General features: G+C 38.3%; 26 protein-coding genes. 21 read left to right on the top strand and 5 right to left on the bottom strand.

Translation table 11 applies throughout. The features are described from left to right. The 16 genes from lpxA (at position 1) to hisIE (ending at position 15,020) form a co-directional block, all read left to right on the top strand. Positions 1-786, top strand: a complete 786-nt coding sequence (gene lpxA / locus R3X28_RS08385; RefSeq protein ID WP_154365293.1) for an acyl-ACP--UDP-N-acetylglucosamine O-acyltransferase — start codon at positions 1-3, stop codon at positions 784-786. An 8-nt stretch (positions 787-794) separates the two neighbouring features. Continuing rightward, entirely contained in the window at positions 795-1,361 is a 567-nt protein-coding gene (gene efp, locus R3X28_RS08380; protein WP_154365295.1) for an elongation factor P, read from the top strand. A 22-nt stretch (positions 1,362-1,383) separates the two neighbouring features. Then, positions 1,384-2,316 (top strand): UDP-3-O-(3-hydroxymyristoyl)glucosamine N-acyltransferase, encoded by a 933-nt coding sequence (locus tag R3X28_RS08375; protein WP_317663952.1) that lies wholly within the window; start codon positions 1,384-1,386, stop codon positions 2,314-2,316. 67 nt (positions 2,317-2,383) lie between these two features. Further along, entirely contained in the window at positions 2,384-3,256 is an 873-nt protein-coding gene (gene sucD, locus R3X28_RS08370) for a succinate--CoA ligase subunit alpha (protein WP_154365299.1), read from the top strand. Positions 3,257-3,391: 135 nt separating this feature from the next. After that, complete coding sequence (fabG, locus tag R3X28_RS08365) at positions 3,392-4,138, top strand: 3-oxoacyl-[acyl-carrier-protein] reductase (RefSeq protein WP_154365301.1); 747 nt, start codon at positions 3,392-3,394, stop codon at positions 4,136-4,138. 85 nt (positions 4,139-4,223) lie between these two features. Further along, positions 4,224-6,257: a VWA domain-containing protein gene (locus R3X28_RS08360; protein ID WP_317663951.1), complete on the top strand. Its 2,034-nt coding sequence runs from the start codon at positions 4,224-4,226 to the stop codon at positions 6,255-6,257. A gap of 12 nt (positions 6,258-6,269) precedes the next feature. Beyond that, positions 6,270-7,085 (top strand): prohibitin family protein, encoded by an 816-nt coding sequence (locus R3X28_RS08355; protein ID WP_154365305.1) that lies wholly within the window; start codon positions 6,270-6,272, stop codon positions 7,083-7,085. A gap of 254 nt (positions 7,086-7,339) precedes the next feature. Continuing rightward, positions 7,340-8,197: an ATP phosphoribosyltransferase gene (gene hisG / locus R3X28_RS08350; RefSeq protein WP_317663950.1), complete on the top strand. Its 858-nt coding sequence runs from the start codon at positions 7,340-7,342 to the stop codon at positions 8,195-8,197. Beyond that, a complete protein-coding gene (gene hisD / locus R3X28_RS08345) occupies positions 8,197-9,483 on the top strand; it encodes a histidinol dehydrogenase (protein WP_317663949.1) in 1,287 nt (428 codons plus the stop codon). Before hisG ends, hisD begins: the two co-directional genes overlap by 1 nt. A 52-nt stretch (positions 9,484-9,535) precedes the next feature. Continuing rightward, complete coding sequence (hisC, locus tag R3X28_RS08340; RefSeq protein ID WP_317663948.1) at positions 9,536-10,582, top strand: histidinol-phosphate transaminase; 1,047 nt, start codon at positions 9,536-9,538, stop codon at positions 10,580-10,582. Position 10,583: 1 nt separating this feature from the next. Then, positions 10,584-11,717, top strand: coding sequence for a bifunctional histidinol-phosphatase/imidazoleglycerol-phosphate dehydratase HisB (gene hisB / locus R3X28_RS08335; protein WP_154365313.1), 1,134 nt, complete (start codon positions 10,584-10,586; stop codon positions 11,715-11,717). Beyond that, positions 11,714-12,295 carry an imidazole glycerol phosphate synthase subunit HisH gene (gene hisH / locus R3X28_RS08330; RefSeq protein ID WP_317663947.1) on the top strand — a complete coding sequence of 194 codons (582 nt, stop codon included), beginning with the start codon at positions 11,714-11,716 and terminating at the stop codon, positions 12,293-12,295. Before hisB ends, hisH begins: the two co-directional genes overlap by 4 nt. A gap of 1 nt (position 12,296) precedes the next feature. Next, positions 12,297-13,022 (top strand): 1-(5-phosphoribosyl)-5-[(5-phosphoribosylamino)methylideneamino]imidazole-4-carboxamide isomerase, encoded by a 726-nt coding sequence (gene hisA, locus R3X28_RS08325; RefSeq protein ID WP_317663946.1) that lies wholly within the window; start codon positions 12,297-12,299, stop codon positions 13,020-13,022. Between the two features lie 2 nt (positions 13,023-13,024). After that, positions 13,025-13,534: a DinB family protein gene (locus tag R3X28_RS08320; RefSeq protein WP_317663945.1), complete on the top strand. Its 510-nt coding sequence runs from the start codon at positions 13,025-13,027 to the stop codon at positions 13,532-13,534. 82 nt (positions 13,535-13,616) lie between these two features. Then, positions 13,617-14,372 (top strand): imidazole glycerol phosphate synthase subunit HisF, encoded by a 756-nt coding sequence (hisF, locus tag R3X28_RS08315; protein ID WP_317663944.1) that lies wholly within the window; start codon positions 13,617-13,619, stop codon positions 14,370-14,372. A gap of 51 nt (positions 14,373-14,423) precedes the next feature. After that, positions 14,424-15,020, top strand: coding sequence for a bifunctional phosphoribosyl-AMP cyclohydrolase/phosphoribosyl-ATP diphosphatase HisIE (gene hisIE / locus R3X28_RS08310; protein ID WP_317663943.1), 597 nt, complete (start codon positions 14,424-14,426; stop codon positions 15,018-15,020). Positions 15,021-15,059: 39 nt separating this feature from the next. Here hisIE and R3X28_RS08305 read toward each other — a convergent pair whose 3' ends face one another. Then, positions 15,060-15,434, bottom strand: a complete 375-nt coding sequence (locus R3X28_RS08305; RefSeq protein WP_317663942.1) for a hypothetical protein — start codon at positions 15,432-15,434, stop codon at positions 15,060-15,062. Between the two features lie 202 nt (positions 15,435-15,636). On the opposite strand from R3X28_RS08305, the gene R3X28_RS08300 reads away from it, so the two are divergent. Together R3X28_RS08300 and R3X28_RS08295 are read left to right on the top strand one after the other, a co-directional pair. After that, complete coding sequence (locus tag R3X28_RS08300) at positions 15,637-16,785, top strand: vWA domain-containing protein (RefSeq protein WP_154365326.1); 1,149 nt, start codon at positions 15,637-15,639, stop codon at positions 16,783-16,785. Between the two features lie 51 nt (positions 16,786-16,836). Further along, entirely contained in the window at positions 16,837-18,300 is a 1,464-nt protein-coding gene (locus R3X28_RS08295; RefSeq protein WP_317663941.1) for an AAA family ATPase, read from the top strand. Between the two features lie 75 nt (positions 18,301-18,375). Here R3X28_RS08295 and R3X28_RS08290 read toward each other — a convergent pair whose 3' ends face one another. Beyond that, positions 18,376-19,866, bottom strand: coding sequence for a HAMP domain-containing sensor histidine kinase (locus R3X28_RS08290; RefSeq protein WP_317663940.1), 1,491 nt, complete (start codon positions 19,864-19,866; stop codon positions 18,376-18,378). Then, complete coding sequence (locus R3X28_RS08285) at positions 19,863-20,561, bottom strand: response regulator transcription factor (RefSeq protein WP_282054844.1); 699 nt, start codon at positions 20,559-20,561, stop codon at positions 19,863-19,865. The genes R3X28_RS08290 and R3X28_RS08285 overlap by 4 nt, the downstream gene beginning before the upstream one ends. A 297-nt stretch (positions 20,562-20,858) precedes the next feature. On the opposite strand from R3X28_RS08285, the gene R3X28_RS08280 reads away from it, so the two are divergent. Continuing rightward, on the top strand, positions 20,859-21,743 hold the full coding sequence (locus R3X28_RS08280) for an anti-sigma factor (RefSeq protein ID WP_317663939.1): 885 nt from the start codon (positions 20,859-20,861) through the stop codon (positions 21,741-21,743). Between the two features lie 73 nt (positions 21,744-21,816). On the opposite strand, the gene R3X28_RS08275 is transcribed toward R3X28_RS08280, so the two are convergent. Both R3X28_RS08275 and R3X28_RS08270 read right to left on the bottom strand, forming a co-directional pair. Next, positions 21,817-22,104 (bottom strand): hypothetical protein, encoded by a 288-nt coding sequence (locus tag R3X28_RS08275; protein WP_317663938.1) that lies wholly within the window; start codon positions 22,102-22,104, stop codon positions 21,817-21,819. 370 nt (positions 22,105-22,474) lie between these two features. Further along, positions 22,475-22,909, bottom strand: a complete 435-nt coding sequence (locus tag R3X28_RS08270; protein WP_317663937.1) for a hypothetical protein — start codon at positions 22,907-22,909, stop codon at positions 22,475-22,477. Between the two features lie 90 nt (positions 22,910-22,999). On the opposite strand from R3X28_RS08270, the gene truA reads away from it, so the two are divergent. After that, entirely contained in the window at positions 23,000-23,785 is a 786-nt protein-coding gene (truA, locus tag R3X28_RS08265) for a tRNA pseudouridine(38-40) synthase TruA (protein WP_317663936.1), read from the top strand. A 48-nt stretch (positions 23,786-23,833) separates the two neighbouring features. Continuing rightward, positions 23,834-24,913 (top strand): magnesium/cobalt transporter CorA, encoded by a 1,080-nt coding sequence (corA, locus tag R3X28_RS08260; protein WP_317663935.1) that lies wholly within the window; start codon positions 23,834-23,836, stop codon positions 24,911-24,913. The last annotated feature ends 6 nt before the right edge of the window (positions 24,914-24,919 follow it).

Raw genomic sequence — 24,919 nt, 5'->3', positions numbered from 1 at the left:
ATGAACCAACCGCTTGCCTATATTCATCCGGGCGCTAAGATTGCAAAAAACGTTGTCGTTGAACCATTTACCACCATACATAATAATGTTACTATAGGTGATGGTACTTGGATCGGATCTAACGTAACCATAATGGAGGGGGCGCGTATCGGGAAAAATTGTAATATTTTTCCAGGTGCAGTAATCTCTGCTTCACCCCAAGATTTAAAATATGAAGGGGAAGAAACCGTGGTGATTATTGGGGATAATACTACAATTAGGGAATGTGCGACTATTCATAAAGGCACTTCTGACAGGATGAAAACAGTAATTGGCAATAATTGTCTTATTATGGCCTATTGCCATATTGCACACGACTGTCTTGTTGGGGATAATTGTATTTTCTCAAACAATTCTACACTGGCCGGTCACGTGACCATTGGAGATAATGTTATTTTGGCAGGTCTTGTGGCTGTGCATCAATTTGTATCCATAGGTGGTCACGCTTTCGTTACTGGGGGATCCTTGGTACGAAAAGACGTTCCTCCCTACGTAAAAGCGGCACGTGAACCATTATCCTATGTGGGTATAAATTCAGTAGGTTTACGAAGAAGAGGTTACACTTCAGAAAAAATACACGAGATACAGAACATATATAGAATACTGTATCAAAAACATTATAATAATACCCAAGCTGTCCAGATTATCGAAGCAGAAATGGAAGCAACTCCTGAACGGGATGAAATCCTTCAATTTATCAGGGATTCACAACGAGGTATTATGAAAGGATATTTCAGTACTAATTAAAATAAAATATGGCATCAACATCAGATATTAGAAAAGGACTTTGCATTAGATATAGTAATGATATTTATAAGGTTATAGAGTTCTTACACGTAAAACCGGGAAAAGGCCCTGCATTCGTAAGAACCAAACTTAAAAGTGTTACTACCGGAAAAGTAGTTGACAATACATTTTCTGCAGGTCACAAGATTGAGGATGTACGTGTTGAAACCCAATCTTTTCAATATTTATATGCGGAAGGGGACACCTTTCATTTTATGAATACTACGGACTATAATCAGATTACTCTTGAAAAAAGCTCTTTAGATGCTCCGGATTTGTTGAAAGAAGGAGAGGTTGTAACAATATTGTTCAATACGGAAGACAATATGCCTTTATCCGTAGATATGCCGGCCAGTGTAATATTGGAGGTAACCCATGCAGAACCGGGAGTAAAAGGTAATACTGCTACCAATGCAACCAAACCTGCAACGGTAGAAACAGGAGCTAGGGTCAATGTTCCTCTTTTTATTAACGAAGGTGATAAGATCAAGATCGATACCGAAAAGGGCAATTACATGGAAAGGGTAAAGGAATAATTTATATAATATTTCTTACCAAATGAGATTTCCAAACCCGCATACCTTAGAACAGATCGCTACCATTATCAATACCAAATTTGTTGGTCCCGCCGACTTTCAAGTATTGGGAATGAACGAGATTCACGTGATACAACAAGGTGAAATAGTTTTTGTTGATCACCCCAAATATTATGATAAAGCTCTAAACTCCAGGGCCTCTGTTGTTCTTATCAACAAAGAGGTGGAGTGCCCTGAAGGAAAAGCATTATTGATTTCGGATGATCCATTTAGGGATTTCAATAAATTATCTACATATTTCAAACCCTTTATTAAATCTACATCTTCCATATCCGAATCGGCAAAAATCGGTGAAGGAACGGTAATACAACCTAACGTATTCATAGGCAATAATGTTATCATCGGAAAAAACTGCCGTATTCATTCGAATGTAAGTATTTATGATAATTGTTTCATTGGAGACAATGTCAGTATTCACGCAGGAACCGTATTGGGAGCAGATGCATTTTATTATAAAAACAGACCTGAAGGATTTGATAAATTGATATCTTGTGGTCGTGTTGTCCTCGAAGACAATGTTGATTTGGGCGCCCTCTGTACAATTGATAAAGGGGTTACCGGTGACACGACTATAGGAAAAGGATCTAAGTTGGATAACCAAGTTCATGTAGGGCATGATACGGTAATTGGCAAAAAATGCCTTATAGCTTCCCAAACAGGAATTGCCGGTTGTGTAATTATCGAGGATGAAGTTACGATTTGGGGTCAAGTTGGTACTAACAGTGGAATAACCATTGGTTCAAAAGCCGTTATTATGGGGCAAACGGGAGTGACAAAATCCGTACCGGGAGGAAAAAGCTATTTTGGGACCCCTATTGAAGAATCCAGGGAAAAGCTAAAGCAATTGGCTTATGTGAAGAAAATTCCAGAAATAATTGAGAAATTAAAAGAATAACAACTTTAGTTTTTGAAATAATAATCAAAAACATATTTTTGTTTCCATATAATTAAAAAAAACTTACATGAGTGTTCTAGTCAACAAAAACTCCAAAATAATAGTTCAAGGATTTACCGGCAGTGAAGGTACCTTCCACGCAGAGCAAATGATAGATTACGGTACCAATATTGTTGGTGGTGTAACTCCAGGAAAAGGGGGGCAAGAACACTTGGGAAAGCCCGTTTTCAATACTGTTGAAGAGGCTGTTGAAAAAGTAGGTGCGGATACCACTATAATTTTTGTGCCGCCAGCTTTTGCTGCTGATGCCATAATGGAGGCGGCTAATGCCGGTATCAAGGTAATCATTACCATTACTGAAGGTATACCTGTGGCCGATATGGTAAAAGCTGCGGATTATATTAAAGATAAAGACTGCCGTTTAGTAGGTCCAAATTGCCCTGGAGTAATAACCCCGGGTGAGGCCAAAGTGGGTATAATGCCCGGTTTTGTTTTCAAAAAGGGAAATATAGGCATTGTTTCCAAATCAGGAACTTTAACTTATGAAGCTGCTGATCAAGTGGTTCGCCAAGGGTTAGGTATTACCACTGCTATTGGAATCGGTGGTGACCCGATTATCGGAACAACAACAAAGGATGCAGTAGAACTATTGATCAATGATCCTGAAACGGACTGCGTCGTGATGATCGGTGAAATTGGTGGGCAATTAGAGCCAGATGCAGCCAAATGGTACAAAGAAAGTGGTAGTAAGAAACCTATTGTCGGTTTTATCGCCGGTGAAACCGCACCAGCGGGAAGAACAATGGGACATGCCGGGGCTATTGTTGGAGGAAGTGACGATACCGCACAAGCCAAAAAACGTATAATGCGGGAATGTGGAATACATGTGGTGGATTCTCCCGCCGAAATCGGAATAAAAGTTAAGGAAGTAATGGGGTAACCCGTTTCAAAACTTATAAAAGTCAAATGGAATACTCCCGATTATTCTGAAGATAATTCAGGATTTTCGGGATTTTTTTCATCTTTGGATAAACATAGACTATCTTTGATAAACAACATAATAAAGAATTGACCAATGAAATTATTAGAAGGGAAAAACGTAATAATTACCGGGGCCAGTAGAGGAATTGGAAAAGGCATAGCTCAAATTTTTGCCGATCATGGGGCCAATGTTGCTTTTACTTTTAGTTCAAGTGAAGGTCCGGCATTGGAATTGGAAAAGGAATTGACCGCAAAAGGTGTAAAGGCAAAAGCTTATAAAAGTGATGCGGCCAGTTTTGAGGCTTCTGAGCAATTGGTGGCTGATGTATTAAAGGATTTCGGCGGTATAGACGTATTGATAAACAATGCAGGTATCACCAAGGACAACCTTCTTATGAGGATGGGTGAGAACGATTTTGACCAAGTAATCGAAACCAACCTAAAGTCGGTATTTAATATGACCAAGGCCGTACAACGCACCTTTTTAAAACAAAGAAACGGTTCCATAATAAATATGAGTAGTGTAGTGGGTGTTAAAGGAAATGCCGGACAATCAAATTATGCTGCTTCCAAAGCCGGGATGATCGGTTTCACCAAATCCATTGCTTTAGAACTAGGCTCTAGGAACATTCGTTGCAATGCAATAGCACCTGGTTTTATCGAGACAGAAATGACAGATAAATTGGATGATAAGGTTGTACAATCATGGCGCGATGAAATCCCTTTGAAAAGAGGAGGTACCCCAGAGGATATTGCGAATGCATGTCTATTCTTGGCATCGGACCTATCTTCTTATATCACAGGAGAGGTATTGCATGTAAACGGAGGAATGTTAACCTGATAATTGGGCAAACCACTCGTTCATTTACTTCTTGTTTAACATCGAAACAGGAAATAAAGCACTGAAAATTATAGTATAACGATAAATGCAAACAACAACGGTACTCGCCATTACATTAGCTGCAATAGCTGCTTTGTTACTTGTATTTTTTCAATATTATTACAAATCCGAATTAAAGGGAAAGCTACGTTTTTGGCTTTCCCTTTTACGTTTTATAGCTATTTTCGGTACATTGTTATTATTGGTCAATCCAAAATTCATTAAAAAGGATTTTTTTCTTGAAAAATCAAACTTGATAGTTTTGGCAGACAACTCGTCCTCGATAAATAATACCATTGGGGAGGGCCAGGTCAATTCTTCTTTGGAAAATATTAAGGGGTCTACCGAATTAGCCGAAAAATTCAATTTGCATTACTACAAATTCGGCAAAGAGACAAAACTATTAGACAGCCTTGACTTTAACGAAAAGGTTACCGATATAAGTAAAAGTCTAAAAACCCTAAATACGATTTTCGGCCATTCTGAAAGTGGCGTAGTTTTATTAAGCGATGGTAATGCGACATTAGGGGAGGATTATGAGTTTTATGGCAGAAAACAGAAGTTGCCTATCTTCCCGATTGTATTGGGTGATACGACCCATTATGAAGATTTGAAGATCGTTCAAATCAACAGCAATAAGTATGCTTTTCTGAAAAATAAGTTTCCTGTAGAGATTTTTGTTTCCTATGAAGGTAATAATGATGTTAAATCACTTTTAAATGTTACCATGAACGGGAAAAATGTGCATTCCCAACGAATGGATCTTTCAAATAAACAAAATTCTAAATCCGTTACGGTGCTCTTGAACGCTGCTACAGTGGGTCTAAAGACCCTTCGCGTAAGTTTGGAACCCTTGGAAAATGAAAAGAACACAGTAAATAACACTAAGAATATTGCCATCGAAGTTATAGATGAGAAGACCAATGTTGCTATTGTTTCCGATATTATTCACCCAGATATTGGTGTGCTTAAGAAATCCATAGAAAGTAATGAACAACGGTCGGTCACGATTATTAATCCAAAAAGTAAAGATAATGACCTAAAGGATATTGATTTGATGATTCTTTATCAACCAACTCCTTCTTTTCAGGGGATATATGATTTAATAGCAAAGTCGAACTTTCCGACATTCACTATCACGGGACCAAAAACTAATTGGAGTTTTCTCAATAAGGTCCAAAATTCGTTTACTAAAAATAGTTTCGGTCAATCCGAGGAAGTAATCCCATCACTAAACAACAGTTTTGGCAAATTCATCTTACCGGAAATTCCATTCGAAAATTATCCTCCACTGGAAACCAATTTGGGAGAGACCATGATCATCAAAAGTCATGAAGTACTGTTATCCCAAATTATAAAAGGAAACGATATTGGAGAACCTTTGCTTGCATTACTTGATATGGATAAAAGGAGGGAAGCCGTGCTTTTTGGGGAAAATATCTGGAAATGGAGGGTACAGAACTATAGGGAACGACAAAATTTTGAAGATTTTGATGAGTTGATCGGCAAAATTATTTTTTATCTCTCAATCAGTGAACCAAAGAATAGACTGGTATTGAATTATGAATCATTTTATGATCAAGGTAAAGAAGCGAAGATTTCCGTCACTTATTTTGACGAATCTTTTACCTTCGACCCCAATGCCCAGATTACATTAGAACTTAAGCGACGGGATGATGGTACTACACAGGAATTTCCCATGTTGTTGAAAGGACGTTCTTATGAGGCCGATTTAAACAACTTGTCTCCAGGGGAATATGATTTTACGGTCAAGGTCATTGACGGAAACTTGATGAAATCAGGTCGGTTCAGCATTATGGATTATAATGTGGAACAGCAATTTACAACGAGTGATCAACATAAATTGAAAAGACTGGCCGATGAAACAGGCGGCTCACTTTTTTATCCTTCGGAAATAGTTGGTTTGATTGGCAATTTGAAGGATAATGCTAAATTCAAACCTGTTCAGAAAAGCAATCAAAATGTCGTATCTTTGGTTGATTTCCGATTCTTATTGGGAATTATAATTGCTGCATTGGCAATTGAATGGATTATAAGAAAATATAACGGATTAACTTAAATAAAAATACAAATGGATAAATTACCAAAAATAGCACTGCCAGCAGTTTTTATATTGATCGTACTGGTCATATTATTTTCAAAATCGGCCATTACCATTGGCTCTGGAGAAGCCGGGGTACTTTACAAAACTTTTGGTGGCGGTGTCGTTACAGATGAACCACCATTAGGGGAAGGCTTTCATATCGTTGCACCTTGGAACAAGGTGTATATCTATGAAGTACGTCAACAAGAAGTGTTTGAGAAAATGCAGGTATTGTCATCGAACGGATTGGAAATCAAATTAGATGCCTCTGCTTGGTTTGAGCCTAAAAGAGAAGTACTTGGTAAACTACATCAGGAAAAAGGTGAAGCCTACGTTCAAAGGGTATTATTACCAACAATACGATCAGCAGCAAGAAGTGTTGTAGGGCGTTATACACCTGAACAATTGTATTCCAGTAAGAGAGATGCCATACAGGCTGAGATTTTTGAAGAAACTAAAAAAATCGTCGACGGTCAATATATTCAATTGAACGAGGTATTGGTTCGTGATGTAACATTACCAGCCACTATTAAAGAGGCGATTGAACGTAAATTAAAACAGGAGCAAGAATCTTTGGAGTATGAATTCAGATTGGTTACGGCCCAAAAGGAAGCTCAAAAAGTAACTATTGAAGCTCAAGGTAAGGCTGATGCGAACAGAATTCTTAGTGCTTCGTTGACCGATAAGATCTTACAGGACAAAGGTATCGATGCTACTTTGGAACTTTCAAAATCACCAAACGCCAAAATCATAGTTGTTGGTGGAGGTGAATCTGGACTACCTTTAATACTGGGTAACAACTAACCTGTTGAATATGATACGTTCTAAATAAAGAATTGTTCTATTTTCAACAATTCTTTTTGTGAATTGAAAATAAGTTATAATTTTACAACTGTAATGAAGAACATTAATACACGTCATCATCATTTTTATACTTGCTCTCAAGCGAGGTAAAAATGTATTGTAGTATTACAACATATTTAGAACCCGTTTGAGCAATCAAACGGGTTTTATTTTTAGAGCCTATTTGATTGCTCGGACCAAACCAATAAACAAAAATGACAAAAATTAGAATTGCTATCCAGAAATCGGGCCGATTAAATGAGGATTCCCTTGAAATCCTAAAAAATTGTGGCATATCAATAGACAATGGAAAAGACCAATTAAAGGCCTCTTCGCGTAATTTCCCTATGGAAGTTTTTTACTTGCGTAATGGGGATATTCCTCAATATCTTAGAGACGGAGTGGTAGACATTGCCATTATCGGAGAGAACGTATTAATTGAAAAAGGCCATGATATAGATATAGCCGTAAAATTGGGATTCTCTAAATGTAGGGTGTCCTTGGCTGTGCCAAAATCAGTAAAGTACAACTCGGTTCAAGATTTTGAAGGTAAGCGAATAGCTACTTCATATCCGAATACCGTTAAGAATTATTTAGAGGAAAAAGGGGTGAAAGCAGATTTGCATATTATTAATGGATCTGTTGAAATTGCTCCTAACATTGGTCTAGCAGATGGCATTTGTGATATTGTCTCTAGTGGCAGTACCCTTTTCAAAAACAATCTGAAAGAAGTTGAGGTTATGTTGAAAAGTGAAGCAGTATTAGCGGTTTCACAAAAAATAACGGAGGAGAGAAAAGCCATTCTTTCCAAATTACAATTCAGGATCAAATCGGTTCTACAGGCCAGACAATCAAAATATGTTTTATTGAACGCTCCGAATGATCGATTGGATGCCGTAATAAAATTATTACCCGGAATGAGAAGTCCAACGGTCTTACCGCTTGCCGAAGAAGGGTGGAGTTCGGTTCATACCGTTATCAATAAGGATAAATTCTGGGAAGTCATAGATGAATTGAAATTGGCCGGAGCTGAAGGCATTTTAGTTTGTCCTATAGAAAAAATGGTGTTGTAATGAATAAAATATACAATCCTGAGCGCAAAGATTGGCAAAGCATTTTAAAAAGGCCTACGCAAACTGTATCAGATATTGAAGATGTAGTTAATGAAGTGTTTGCCAAGGTCGAAATGGAAGGCGATTCAGTCTTAATGGAGTACACCCAAAAGTTTGATGGGGTTACCTTGAAAAGTTTGCAGGTTTCTGAATCAGAAATAGCTGAAGCTGCGGACTTAGTTGGTCAAGAATTAAAAACGGCTATTGCCTTGGCCAAAAGAAATATTGAGGCGTTCCACAAAGCACAGGAAACAGATAGAGTAGAGGTCGAGACTACTAATGGTGTTTTGTGTTGGCAGGAAAAAAGACCTATTCAAAAGGTTGGATTATATATTCCAGGAGGTTCTGCTCCTTTGTTTTCCACAATTTTAATGTTGGCTGTACCCGCAAATATTTCAGGATGTTCAGAGATAGTTTTATGTACACCACCGAATAAAGAAGGAAAAGTACACCCGGCCATTTTATATACAGCAAGCTTATGTGGTGTAACCCAAATTTATAAAGTTGGAGGAATTCAGGCAATAGCAGGAATGACCTTTGGTACTGAAAGCATTTCCAAAGTGTATAAGATTTTCGGGCCAGGCAACCAATATGTAACAGTGGCAAAACAGATAGCAACCAAACATGGTGTAGCCATTGATATGCCAGCGGGTCCCAGTGAACTTCTGGTAATGGCTGATGACACTGCCAATGCTGCATTTGTAGCATCAGACCTTTTGAGTCAAGCTGAACACGGTGCCGATAGTCAAGTCATTTTAGTGTCTACTTCAAAGAAAATGATTGATGATGTAGAAAAAGAGGTGGAAAATCAACTTGAACAATTGCCAAGAAAAGACATTGCGACCCAAGCCATAGAAAACAGTAAATTAATATTTGTTGATCAGGAGCAGATTGCCATTGATTTGATCAATGAATATGGTCCTGAGCATTATATCCTTTGCGTCGAAAAAGAAGAAGGATACTTAAACCAAATCATGAATGCTGGTTCGGTATTCATTGGCAATTACACTCCTGAAAGTGCAGGTGATTACGCATCGGGTACAAATCACACCTTACCCACAAATGGGTATGCCAAACAATATAGCGGTGTAAATCTTGATAGTTTTAAAAAGAGTATGACCTTTCAAAAAATATCTGAAGAGGGAATTAAAGAGATAGGTAATGCAATTGAGGTAATGGCAGATGCAGAGGGTCTACAAGCCCATAAAAATGCTGTAACACTTCGATTGAAAAGTTTAAAAGATTGACCCAAATAAATAGGAGATTGGTAAAATTCCTTAATGGTAGATAATTATAAAAATGTCGGGATTTAATATAAACAATATAATCAGGGAGAATATCAAAGGTTTACAACCGTATTCCTCTGCTAGGGATGAATATGTATCAGATGGTACTGAAATGGTATTCCTTGATGCCAATGAGAATCCATTTGAGAATGGGGTAAATAGGTATCCAGACCCACATCAGCGCAGTCTTAAGTCGGTTTTGGCAGAACAAAAGGGAGTAAAAGTTGATAATATCCTATTGGGAAATGGTAGCGATGAGGTTTTGGATTTGATTTTCAGGACTTTTTGTGAACCCAAAGTTGATAACATCATTACCCTGCCACCTACATACGGAATGTACAAGGTCTTATCAGGCATCAATGATATTGGGAATAGGGAAGTACTTTTGACGAAAGATTTTCAATTGGATACCGATGCTATTTTTGCTTCTGTTGATGAAAATAGTAAACTTATTTTTATCTGTTCCCCGAACAATCCCACAGGAAACAGTATTGAAGAAAAGGCCATCCTAAAGCTTCTAAAGAAATTCAACGGTTTGGTAGTTATCGATGAGGCATATATCGATTTTTCGGATAAAGAAAGTTGGTTGAAACGTTTGGATGAATTTCCGAATCTGATTGTTACCCAAACCTTGTCTAAAGCTTATGGGTTGGCGGGTATTCGTCTAGGACTCTGTTTTGCCTCCTCTAATATCATTACGGTATTGAATACGATAAAACCACCATACAATGTAAACGGATTAACCCAAAGACGGGCATTGGAGCAAGTACTGAAACCAGAGGTTTTAAAACATGAAGTGACCCAGATTCTTAAAGAGAAAGATCGACTGTTGAAAGTATTGGCAAAAGTGGATATTATTGAGAAGGTATATCCATCAGATGCGAATTTTATATTGGTAAAAGTGAATAATGCCAATGAGATGTATGATCTATTATTGAAAAAAGGAGTTGTAGTCAGAAATAGGACTACACAGCCCCTTTGTGAAAACACCTTACGTTTTACCATAGGTACCATAGAAGAAAATGAAAAATTGATTACCGCGTTAAAGGAAATAGCATAACATGAAAAAAGTATTATTTATAGATCGGGACGGTACCATCATCAAAGAAACGGCTGATGAGCAGATTGATGCGTTCGAGAAAATGGTTTTTTATCCAAAAGCCTTTACCTATTTAGGCAAAATTGCAAAGGAACTGGATTACGAACTGGTGATGATCACGAATCAAGACGGTCTTGGTACCGATGTTTTTCCTGAGGAAACATTTTGGCCCGTACACAATTTCATCCTAAAATCTTTTGAGAATGAGGGAGTGGTATTCGACAAGGTATTCCTTGACCGAACATTTCCCCATGAAAATGCAGATACCCGAAAACCGGGAACAGGGCTGTTGACCGAATATTTCTCCAAGGAATATGATTTGGCCAATTCTTTTGTAATCGGAGACCGTTTAACCGATATGGAACTAGCCAAGAACCTAGGTTCAAAAGGTATATTCATCAATGACAACACCAATTTGGGAACTGATGAAATTTCGGTAAAAAGGGATGAATTGAATAGCGTGATAGCATTGGAGAACAATGACTGGGAAAAGATATATGAGTTTCTGAAATTGAATGACCGCATCTCTGAAATCACGCGTAAAACCAATGAAACCGATATTTTCATCAAGTTAAATCTTGATGGGACCGGAATTGGAAATATTGATACAGGTCTATCTTTCTTTGATCATATGTTGGATCAATTGGCAAGACATGGGCAAATGGATTTGGAAATCAAGGTCAATGGTGATCTTGAAGTAGATGAGCACCATACCATAGAGGATACCGCCATCGCACTGGGTGAAGTTTTCAATAAAGCCTTAGGCAACAAATTGGGTATTGAGCGCTATGGTTTCTGTCTTCCCATGGATGATTGTTTGGCTCAAGTTGCCATTGATTTCGGAGGCCGTAACTGGTTGGTTTGGGAAACCGATTTTCAACGTGAAATGATCGGCAAAATGCCTACGGAAATGTTTTATCACTTTTTTAAATCGTTTACCGATGGTGCCAAAGCCAATCTGAATATAAAAGCCGAGGGTAAAAATGAACACCATAAGATCGAAGCCATTTTCAAGGCTTTTGCCAAAGCGATTAAAATGGCGGTGAAGCGCGATGTGGAAAAAATGGTTTTACCTTCAACAAAGGGTATGTTATGAAAATAGTAATCATAAATTATGGAGCAGGGAATATTCAAAGCATAAAATTCGCTTTTAAACGATTGGGATATGATGCCATATTGACCAACAATGTGGAAGAAATCAAAAATGCCGATAAGGTTATTTTCCCAGGGGTAGGCGAGGCAAGTAGTGCTATGAAAATGCTTAGGGAAAGTGGTTTGGATACCTTGATTCCCAATCTGAAGCAACCCGTTTTGGGAATTTGTCTGGGAATGCAGTTAATGTGCAATTATTCGGAAGAAGGAAATACGAAGGGGTTGGGAATTTTTGATTGTGATGTGGTCCGCTTTACGAATGACGTTAAAGTTCCGCAAATAGGTTGGAATGCCATCACTGATTTGAAAACAGGTTTGTTTAAGGATATAGTGAAGACAGAGTACATTTATATGGTTCACAGTTATTATGCCCCTAGTTGCGAAGAAACCATCGCTATTGCCGATTATGGAATTCCCTACAGTGCGGCATTGGCGAAGGACAATTTTTATGGGGTACAGTTCCATCCCGAGAAAAGTAGTATCGTGGGGGAACAAATATTAAAGAACTTTTTACAATTATAATATGCGAATAATACCTGCCATCGATATTATCGAAGGAAAATGTGTTAGACTCTCCAAAGGGGATTACAGTACTAAAAAGATATACAATGAAAATCCGTTGGAGATTGCCAAGGAGTTCGAGGCCCATGGAATCGAATACCTACATTTGGTAGATCTAGATGGGGCAAAATCACACCAAATCGTAAACCACAAGGTCTTGGAGCAACTAGCGACCAAAACCCATTTGAAAATAGATTTCGGTGGTGGATTAAAACGGGATGAGGATTTGAAAATTGCTTTTGAAAGTGGGGCCAATCAGGTAACAGGTGGTAGTATTGCAGTTAAGGATAAGGCAACTTTTTTAAGTTGGTTTGAAAAATATGGAGCCGATAAAATAATCTTAGGCGCAGATGCCATGAACGAGAAAGTAGCGGTTTCAGGCTGGTTAGAGGAGTCTGAAGAAAACCTGGTACCTTTTATACAATCGTACCAAAAAGAAGGAATTTCTTATGTTATTTGTACAGACATAAGCAAAGACGGTATGTTAGAAGGGCCTTCTTTCAATTTATACCAAAAAATATTAAAAGAGGTGCCGGATCTTAATTTAATTGCCTCTGGCGGAATCTCAACGTTTGATGAGCTTCCCAAATTGGCTGAAATCGGTTGTGAAGGTACTATTATCGGTAAAGCGATATATGAGAACAGAATCAGCTTAAAACAATTGGAAGAGTATATTTTAACCACCTGAGCATGGAAGAAATCATAAAAGAGGAGTTTGTGCAGAATTCATTGTACCGTTTAGACGAGAACACGAGAATGAATACTATTTCCTTGGAAAAACTGTCAGAGGCTGATGTATGGAAACGGCCCAACGAATCCCTGAACAGTATCGGTAATTTAATATTACATATATGTGGTAACATAAACCAATACGTTATTTCCTCATTGGGTCAACAAGAAGATACCCGTGAACGTGATTTGGAATTTGAAACTCGATCAGGCCATACAAAAACAGAACTTCTGGAAAAATTAAAAGAAACGGTAGAAACGGCTAAAAGAGTTATCAATGATGCCAGTATTGAACAATTTGTTAGAAAACGTGATGTACAAGGATTCTATTTTTCAGGAATAGGGGTTGTATTGCACGCCGTTGAACACTATTCGTACCATACCGGACAAATCGCGTTTTGGACCAAACAGTTGAAAAATACAGATTTGGGATTTTATGACGGAATGGATTTGAACATAAAAAATGAATAAAGGTTTTGGAACGATTACTTTGCCATATAAAGGCAAATAGTATAAGGCCAAAAACATAATATTAATCAAGAAATAGGACAAAGTGCTGACAAAAAGAATCATTCCTTGTTTGGATATAAAAGATGGCCGTACGGTAAAAGGTATCAACTTTGTTGATCTTCGCGATGCGGGAGATCCAGTAGAGCTAGCTGAAATTTACGCCCGGGAAGGTGCTGATGAATTGGTCTTTTTAGATATTTCGGCTACAGAAGAGAAACGCAGAACCCTTGCTGAACTAGTGTATCACGTGGCTGAAAAGGTGAATATTCCGTTTACCGTAGGTGGTGGTATTTCATCTGTGGCAGATGTTGATGTATTACTTCATAATGGGGCCGATAAGGTGTCCATTAACTCATCAGCCGTAAAAAATCCACAATTGATCAATGACTTGGTGGCAAAATTCGGATCCCAATGTGTTGTTGTTGCCATAGATGCCAAGGTTATAGATGGGGAATGGATCGTGCATTTGGTTGGAGGTAAGGTCCCTACGGAAATTAAACTGTTCGATTGGGCCAAGGAAGTAGAGGAACGTGGTGCAGGTGAAATTTTATTCACTTCGATGAACCATGACGGTACCAAAAATGGTTTTGCCAATGAAGCTTTGGCCAGATTGTCAACAGAATTGAACATTCCCATTATAGCTTCTGGAGGTGCCGGAAACATTCAGCATTTCGCTGATACATTTATCGATGGAAAAGCCGATGCGGCCCTAGCCGCAAGTGTTTTTCATTTTAAGGAAATAGAAATAAACGATTTAAAAAAGGAACTCCGATCAAAAGGGATTCCTGTACGATTATAAAAAACAAGTCCTTGCATAATAAAGTTATCCAAGGCATTTAAAACATTTAAAATGGATATTGATTTCAATAAGAATAACGACGGACTCGTACCTGCCATCATTCAAGATGCAACTACAAAAACAGTATTGATGTTGGGGTATATGAACAAAGAAGCCTATGAAAAAACCATGGATACCAAAAAGGTTACCTTTTATAGTAGAACCAAAGAACGTTTATGGACAAAAGGTGAGGAAAGTGGTAATTTTTTGAACCTTGTCGATGTTAAGAATGACTGTGACCAAGATACCCTTTTGATTCGGGTAAATCCTGTAGGGCCCACCTGTCACAAGGGTCCCGATACTTGTTGGGACGAAGATAACAATCAGGACTTCGGTTTTTTAACCGAATTAGAGAGTGTTATAGAGCAACGAAGAAAAGCTGCCGATGGCAGTAAATCCTATGTAGCCTCATTATTCGACAAAGGCATAAATAAAATAGCCCAAAAGGTCGGGGAGGAAGCCGTTGAAGTAGTGATCGAGGCCAAAGACGATAATGATGATCTGTTCTTGAACGAGAGTGCCGATCTTCTATTCCACTATTTAATTCTTTTACAAGCGAAAGGGTATGCCCTTAATGACATTGTAGAGGTCTTAAAAGGAAGACACTGAGATTACGCCCCTAACTGTTTTTTAAGGTAAGCGGTCTATTTATTCATGGGATTCGGCCCAAAGGTCCAAAATAGTAATCAACTCTTGAGTATTTAAATATACCTTTTTACTATAATAACGTCCACGTGCCCAATCTACAGGATCAGCGGCTTTTTTGGCATCCATGGTAATGTCTAGTATAAGCTCGACTGCGTTTTTACAGTCACACGCTTTCATGCCATCAGCTATTTTTTTATAAGCTTCCAAGGTTTTACCGGAATAATAAACCTGATGGTCAAAATTATGGGCTTTTAAGGCCTTCTTGGAATGGGACAAGGCATACGTTGCCCTATTATAAACAGCAGAGCAATCATCATCGTTGGTTCCAGGAACCATTGATACTATAAATAGGAAAAGTAAAATCAACTTGTTCATAGGTTATATAGATTGGGATCGATTTCATGTTTAACGATATAAACAAATCAATATTGTAAGAAATAACTTATAATTTAAGCTATCTAACCTTATCCATAATCCTTCTAAAAAAAGTCTGGAACGAAGTTTTTGGAAATTCGTACTATCGTTAAGTTTTTCTAAAAACGAATTACCTTCATTTTTAATACCTTAATTTTATGATATGGCTATGAATTTAAGAAAAGGATTTCGTTTTACAACCTACGAAGCTCCAGAGCAAACCCCGTTTGAAAAACTCTTCGAAATTTTTCAAGAGTTGATCACACATACATCCGGTGATGTGGATGAGGCCTTGGATTGGTTACGGGAGTTGGATAAGGAATATGAGCTTACAGATGAAAACTACACCATTGATGATTTTATAGAGGACCTAAAGGCAAAAGGATTCCTGAAGGAAGAATTTAAAGATGGTGGGGGTGAAGGTGAAGAAGAGGAAGGCCCCAAGGGGAACCTTTCGATTACGGCAAAAATGGAGCGTATAATACGACAACGTGCCTTGGACCAGATCTTCGGTAAGTTGAAACGTAAAGGTGCCGGTAACCATAGAACCAATAAGGCAGGCCAGGGAGACGAACATACTGGGGATTTTAGGGAGTACAGGTATGGTGATGGTTTAGAACACATTTCTATGACCGAAAGTTTAAAAAATGCCCAAATCAATAATGGTGTGGGTGATTTTTCGTTGACCGAAGATGACCTCGTTGTTGAGGACACCCATTTCAAGGCACAAATGAGTACGGTTCTAATGATCGACATTAGCCATAGTATGATTCTCTATGGTGAGGACCGGATTACACCTGCAAAGAAAGTAGCCATGGCATTGGCCGAATTGATTACCACGAGATACCCTAAAGATACATTGGACATTCTTGTTTTTGGAAATGACGCATGGCCCATACCCATAAAAGACCTTCCGTACTTAAAGGTGGGGCCTTACCATACCAATACCGTAGCCGGCCTACAATTGGCCATGGATATGCTCAGAAGAAAACGGAACACCAATAAACAGATTTTCATGATTACCGATGGTAAGCCAAGTTGTCTTCGTTTACAGGATGGCACATATTATAAGAACAGCGTAGGCCTTGATGATTATATTGTGGAAAAATGCTACAATATGGCCAGTCAGGCTAGAAAACTACATATTCCCATAACAACGTTCATGATTGCCCAAGACCCTTATTTAAAGCAATTTATTAGACACTTTACCGAAGCAAACAAAGGGAAGGCGTTCTTTACAGGGCTTACTGGTTTGGGAGAAATGATCTTTGAGGATTATGAAAGCAATAGAAGAAAAAAATTAAGAGGTTAAAAATTAATTTGAATTCCTATTCAATTGGGAATGCAATAAAAACATCAAAACTTGAAAAAGGAAAAAATAACAACACTAGGCGAGCTGAAAAAAGCGGGCTATGAAACCAAAAGCATCAAGGATGAACTGCGGGACAATCTACGTGATAAAATAAAAAGCGGGGAAGAGTCCTTTCAAGGTGTATGGGGTTATGAAAATTCGGTAATTCCCGAATTGGAACGTGCCATTTTATCCCGTCATAACATCAATTTATTGGGATTACGGGGGCAAGCCAAGACCAGGTTGGCCAGATTAATGGTAAATCTTCTCGATGAATACATTCCCATAGTCAAAGGTTCGGAAATAAACGATGACCCCTTGAATCCAATATCACGCTATGCCATTGAACTGATTAAAGAGCAAGGAGACAATACCCCGATAACATGGCTTCACAGGAGTGACCGTTTTTATGAAAAACTGGCCACACCAGATGTTACCGTTGCCGATTTAATAGGGGATGTGGATCCTATAAAAGCGGCAAACCTTAAGTTATCCTATGCTGACGACAGGGTTATACATTTTGGCATGATCCCGAGGGCAAATCGATGCATATTCGTAATCAACGAACTGCCCGACCTGCAATCCAGAATCCAGGTGTCTTTGTTCAATATTTTGGAAGAAGGAGACATTCAAATTCGGGGCTTTAAAATAAGAATGCCTCTAGACCTTCAATTTGTGTTTACTGCCAATCCTGAGGATTACACCAATCGGGGCAGTATTGTAACCCCTTTAAAAGATAGGATCGGCTCACAGATATTGACCCATTATCCCGATGACATTCCCACGGCAAGGAAAATCACCGAACAAGAATCGAACTTGGACAAAAGACAGACTGATACCGTTTATGTTCCTGAAATTGCCAGGGATTTATTGGAGCAAATCAGTTTCGAGGCGAGAAACAGTGAATATGTAGATGCCAAGAGTGGGGTTAGTGCGAGGACCAGCATAACTGCATTTGAAAATCTATTGAGTACTGCGGAACGTAGGGCACTATTGACCGGAGCTGAAAGAACAGCCATAAGATTGAGCGATTTTATGGGGGTTATTCCATCCATAACCGGGAAAATAGAGCTGGTCTATGAAGGTGAACAGGAGGGGGCCGATGGTGTCGCGGCAATTTTAATCGATGATGCCGTAAAAACGTTGTTCACTTCATATTTCCCCGAAATAAAGAAATTGGAACGTAAGGATGAAGAGAGTCCGTATGATGAACTTTTAAGTTGGTTTTTCCAAGGGGAAGGATTTGAGTTGTTGGATGATTATACGGATACGGAATACAAAAGAGCGTTGGATGATGTTCCTCCACTGAACCAATTGATCAAGGAATACAACCCAGAAGTTTCAAAAGAAGATGCTTATTTTTTGAAAGAGATACTGCTTTGGGGGTTGGTTGCCCATAGAAAATTGAGCAAACATAGGTTTTCTGAAGGATTTCAATTCAAGGATTTATATGGTAGTTATATCAGTGGCCTTTAATTACATAAAGATTTCCTAATATAAAAAGCCTTCTATGATAGAAGGCTTTTTATATTCATTACGCTGCATAATCTTTTATACTTGGTAAGCCGGCAATTGAAATATAAATGAACTTCCTTCAGTAGGTTTGCTCAATACCGTAATGGTGGTATCATGAAGATCCATAATTTTCTTCACAATGGCCAATCCTAAACCATGACCTTGTTTTTTGGAGCTTGTGACCACTTGCTTGTAGCGATCGAATATAAAAGGCTGTTCACTCAAAGGAATCCCAGTTCCCGTATCTTGAATACTGATTTCAACTTGATCATTTTTAGGATTAAGGGAAAGTGTAACCTTGCCACCTGATGGTGTATACTTTATGGCATTTTCCAAAAGATTCTGTAAGGCACGCTCAACAAGACCTACATCGGCAAATACGATAGAGTTATTTTGTGCATTGTTCAATTGAAGGTCGATTTGTTTCCGTTGGGCCAAAACCTTGAACTTAGCAATAAGATCATGTGATAATTCGGTAATGGAAAATGGTTCTTTAATGGGAGTGATCTGTTCGGCTTCCAACTTGGAGTACTCAAATAATTGATTGATCAGTTTGGAAAGTTTATCCGCATTATCATAGGTGATTTGAAGATATTCTTGTTTTTCCTCTTCCGTCAGGGAATCCTTCTTCATTTGCATGGTTTCAATATATCCCTTCAAAATGGCCAAAGGCGTCCTAAGATCATGGGAAACATTGGCGATAAGTTCTCTCCTTAATAAATCCACCGACTTCATCTTGTCCATATTCTCAACAATGGAATCGGCCATTTGGTTGAATGAATTTGCAAACACCTCTATATCAGAACCTTTTGGGTTTTCAATCCTAGCCTCAAGATCGCCTTCTTGGAATCTTTTGACCGTACCTGTCATAAGTCTAAGGTTCTTGGTAAGAAACCATATGCTTAAATAGCCTATTATTCCGGCAAAAAGAATGGCGAGTAAAAATCCCCCAATGCCCAGATTGGAATAATAACGACCTAGCAAGGTTTCACTTACCTGTTGTAGTTTTTGGCCGGCCAATACGATATATACATAGCCTTCTTTCCCATTCACATTATAGGGTGCCGCCGAAAATATATTTTTCTCATTAGGGTTTCTGGGATCGTCCCCAAGAATATGTTCCTGTCCATTTGAGTCAATAAAGGACTTTATGGGATCTAGTGATACTTGTTTGGTCCCGGAGCCATCTCCATGGTCCAAAACAACGGAATAAAGGATACTCCCTTTTTTATCCAACAAATAAACCTCTATACTTCGGTTTACCGCCATCATGTCGTGCATTAAATCTCCGAACAATGCTTTGTTCACGCTACCGTCCTCCAAGAATGGGGAGGCATTCTGAAACTTCTCCTCAATAAGATGTTCCGCTAAACTGGCATTGATCTTTTGAATGGTAGCCTCACTATGCTTATTACTGAAATAACCGGTTATAAAAATGTACGAAGTTCCTATTATCGCGATTAATACAATAAATGCCAGCCATAATTTCTTGACCAATCTTGGTGTTAAGGTTTTATCGGTATTCATTCTATAATCTCTTCATTAAATTTATATCCAACACCCCAAGTGGTCAAAATAAAAGTAGGATTTGCCATATCGGATTCGATTTTTGCCCGTAACCTATTTATATGTGAATTAACGGTATGTTCGTAACCTTCAAAATTATAACCCCATATCATATTCAATAATTCAGAACGGGTATAATTACGGCCGGGATTGGAAGCCATAAGCACCAAAAGTTCAAATTCCTTTGGGCTAAGCTCAATTTTTTGTCCGTTTAAGCCGACCTTTCGTTTGTCAACGTCTATTTTTAAGCCTTCTGCTATGATTGAGGATGTATCCTTTTCCTTGATTTCCTTTATATCGGCCCTACGCAGAACCGCCTTTACCCTTGCAAGTAGTTCACGAATACTGAATGGTTTGGTAATGTAATCATCCGCACCTATTTCCAACCCAAGTACCCTGTCTATCTCCTCTGATTTGGCAGTTAGCATAATTATGGGGGTATTTTTAACCGCCCTAAGTTTTTTACAGATTTCGACACCATCCATCGTAGGCAAGGTGAGGTCCAATAGAATCATATCGTAATCATTCTCAAGGGCCATTTGAAGTCCTAGTTCCCCATCCATCGCTTTGGATGTCTTATAAATTAAATCGGTTAGATGAATCTCCAATAATTTAATTATCTCGGGATCATCTTCTATTATTAAAATATTTTTCATAATTGCATTTACGAATAAAACCAAAAGTTATCACATAAATATCACAGCAAACCAATTTAATCCGAAAACAATTGTTTGTCGTTGAAATATGGTGATTAATCGAAACCTTTAACCCTGAAATAGTTGAATTCCACAGACGTTCCTTACAATAAACAAGTAGAAACGTGTCTAATTTTTCATGATATTACTCTGAACCGTGATCAATTCGTGATAATCCTATATAAAAAGTTTACTCTTCTGTGACCCAACTGTAACATGTTCTGTGTTAGTTTGTTGCATAACTAAAAAACATAAGAAATGAAAAAATTAAACCTTAAGTATGCGTTGATGCTGTTATCGGCTGTGCTGATTTCATCATGTAGTGTAAATGATGATGATGGCGATGAACCACAAAACTCCTCCATTTCATTGAATATAGATGGATTGGAGGATTTAGGCCCTGATTTTCTATATGAAGGTTGGATAATCGTAGATGGTGCCCCAGTAAGTACAGGAACCTTTTCCGTAAACTCCAACGGTGACCTTTCCCAAACTTCTTTTGAATTGGATGCAACGACTTTGGCGAGTGCCACAAAATTCGTGCTTTCCATTGAACCAAACCCAGATCCTTCGACCGACCCGGCCGACACTAAGTTGTTCGTAGGCGATTTCAATGGTAATTCGGCAACATTGGGTACTGGCACCGTAGCTCCTTCATTTGATATGATTGAAGGTAAATTCATTATTGCCGCACCAACAGGTACAGGGGCAGAGGACGAAAAATACAGTGGTATATGGTTTTTGGACAATAGTAGTGGAAGTGCGGTGAATGGTCTGGAATTACCTGCTTTGGAACCTGGATGGAAATACGAAGGGTGGGTCGTTATGGACGGCATTCCCGTAACAACAGGTACATTCACTTCTGTTACAGGGAGTGATGATGCAAGTCCGTTCAGTGGTACAAACCCAGGTCCACCGTTCCCAGGAGAGGACTTTTTGGTCGATGCTCCGGATGGACTTATGTTCCCAACCGATATTAGGGGCAAGGTAGCAGTAATAAGTATTGAACCCTATCCGGACAATAGTACCGCACCATTTGTTCTAAAACCTTTGGCAGGTATGATTCCAGCAGATGCCATGGGCGTACAAGAAATAGGTAGTAACGTTTCAGGTAGTTACCCAACAGGCACGGTAACGAGATAAAACCTACCGGTTCAATAAAAAAAGCTCCTTGAAATAAACCAAGGAGCTTTTTTTAATTGCTATTAAGAACTGACTAGTCCCAAGAATCTATCTCATCATTGATCCTATTGAAATTGTATGCACCTACGATAGTTTTTCTATGGGAAAATGATGTCACCGTAAGAAACAAGAGTATAACATAGAGTACAACGATCAAAATTCCTATAGGTATGAAGGTTGCGGGAATTACGTGACTCTCAAAATCACCATAACTCATCAATATCATGACCGTATCCACCAATTTATATAGATATAAAATAACGATTACATAAAGCGTGTACTCCAAATTACGCATTTGTGGATCCGCTATCTCATCCTCCATTATTTTAAACCGTAAAGCATATAGAAATGTAAAATGTATGAGGGTCAATACGGGAAAAATGTAATTATCTATTTTAAAAAAATAAAACTTATTGGTGTATAAACCATAAAAACTGAAAACATTCAATATTAAAAGTACTATTATAGAAAATACAATAGTCTTTTCCCACGACAAAAATCGCGATAATAACTTCATACCTACTTTTATTTCCGGGATTCGGGGGAACCCTAATTCATTAACAAATAAAACGTATTGAATTATTTATTATTCAAATTAATCGATGAACGACATTTAATGTTGACAACCATAAAAAAAGTGTGGCCAAAGCATATAAATCGCTTTGCCACACTCAATAGGAATCAAGTCAACTTCAATTGATCCAAGCCTTTTTTCGGGCAGAATTTGCGAAAAGAACCAATCCCACACCGATAAGGAGCAAAACAATGGGCATTACCATACCTTGTGCCGGCCCATAAACCTCTAAAGCATTGGTCATAAAAAAGGAATATCCCAATTGAACCAATAAGCCGACCAAGGAAATTACCAATACAGGTTTTGCCCATTTCTTACGTAAGAGTAAAGCTATGCAGCCCAAGACCCCTCCCCATACGGCAAACGCAAAGGCCGCTGTTACCCAAGCTGGGGTATTTTCCAATAAAGTTACCTGTTCAACAGGCATTGTTGCCTTAATTTCATCGGTAATAAAGGCTTGTCCCAAATAGGCCATTGCCCCTATAAGATTCCATATTAAGGCCAAAATACTAACAATCCAATACCATACGGGTACTTTAACTTTGTTCTTCATATCTAGAATGTTTAGGTTGTTTTAGTTTTTTAATATACAAAATTCAGCAATATTGTATTTTACGCAAATTTTAGCTGAAATTTGCTATCTATGAACGACAAGCGTTTTTATTATTTGGTAAACATCCAATATCTGGGGTTTAGATTCAGTGGTTGGCAAAAACAACCACAACAAAAAACCATTGAAGGCATGATTCATAAAACGTTGAAGTTCATTATGCCACATGTACAATTTAAAATCTTGGGAGCAGGCCGTACAGATGCCAAAGTATCGGCCTTGGATGCTGCTTTTGAACTTTTTTTGGATGATGGGCCCATAGAGGATCTAGATGCTTTCTTGGCTTTGTTCAATAAAAACCTACCATCGGACATTAGGGCTACGGCAATTAAACCGGTCAATGCAGAGTTTAACATCATCAAAGACCCAAAAATGAAAGAATATGTTTATCTGTTTTCATTCGGTTCAAAAAACCATCCTTATAGCGCTCCGTTTATTACCAATATCTTGGAACAGCTAGACTTGGATTCAATGAAAAAGGCAACTTCATATTTTGTTGGCACCCATGATTATACATCTTTCACCGTTAAATCCCAAAAGAACGCCCATAAGTTGAGAACCATTGAACTGTGTGAGATACGGAAAAACACCATTCTCGAAGCTAACTTTTTTCCTGAAAAATCCTATGCCCTCCATATAAAAGGAAAAGGGTTCATGCGATATCAAATTCGCATGATCATGGGTGCATTGATACAATTGGGAAAAGGTGAATTAACCTTAGCCGATATTGAAAATTCGCTGTCGTCACCAGGTGCCAAATTACTTACAAGCGTTGCCCCTGGATCGGGACTTATGCTAAAACACTTGGATTTCAGTTAATACCAAGGACCTTCATTTCTTTTAGTATATTTATATAAACATCCCGCTATGGCCAAGAAAAAGGACATTTTAAAAAGACAGTTCAAAAAGCACAAAAAAGTGGGTAAAGCTCCCGGGACCATTACCTATATGGGGCATCGGGAAGCGACGGAAACCAAGGTAACGATCATTGAATATACCGAGGACCTTCATAAAATCCATTATCCTGGTGAAATTGAGCAAATCGTTGCCCATAAAGATACACCAACCACATCATGGGTGAATATCGTTGGTTTAAGTGATGAATCCTTTATAGAGAAAGTGGGTAAGCACTTTGGCTTAAATGCATTGATATTGGAAGATATCGTGAATACCCAGCAACGGCCAAAAATAGATGAATATGAAGACTATATTTTTGGCACTTTCAGAATGCTGTATATAAATGATGACAATGAATTGATCGGGGAACATGTGGCCTTGGTCGTAATGCAAAATTGTGTTTTGGTATTCCAAGAATTGGATTACGATGTTTTCAATGGGGTACGAGATAGGATCAATGCCAAATCAGGACGCATAAGAACTAAAAATTCAGACTATTTGTTTTTTGCCTTATTGGACTCCATCATTGACAATTACTTTATAGTGTTGGAGAATGTCGGCCATAAAATAGAATCCTTGGAAGAGGAACTATATGAAAACCCTACTCCTGAAGTTGCCAAACAGATTCAGCAATTGAAAAAGGAAGTCCTTAAAATTAGGCAATGGATCTACCCGGTAAAAGAGCTCGTGAACCGATTGATTGATTCTGAAAGTCCACTAATGAGCAAGGATACTAAATTCTTTTTACGAGATGCCCTTGACCATTCTTACGAAATAAACGAAAGCCTCCAAATCTATCGGGAAATGGCCATGAGTTTAATGGAAATGTACATGAGCAATATGAGCAACAAAATGAACGAGGTAATGAAGGTGCTCACCATTATGTCTTCCATATTTATTCCCTTGACTTTTATAGCCGGAATCTATGGTATGAATTTCGTTCATATGCCCGAACTACAATGGGAAAACGGTTACTTTATGGTTTGGGGCCTAATGGTCGTTATTTTTATTGGCCTTTTGATCTTTTTTAAAAAGAAAGACTGGATTTAATGGCCA

It is taken from the genome of Maribacter sp. TH_r10, from assembly GCF_033101095.1.
Classification (GTDB): Bacteria; Bacteroidota; Bacteroidia; order Flavobacteriales; family Flavobacteriaceae; genus Maribacter_A; species Maribacter_A luteus.
Note: the sequence above shows the minus strand (reverse complement) of the source record. Positions and strands in the feature narration are given on the sequence as shown.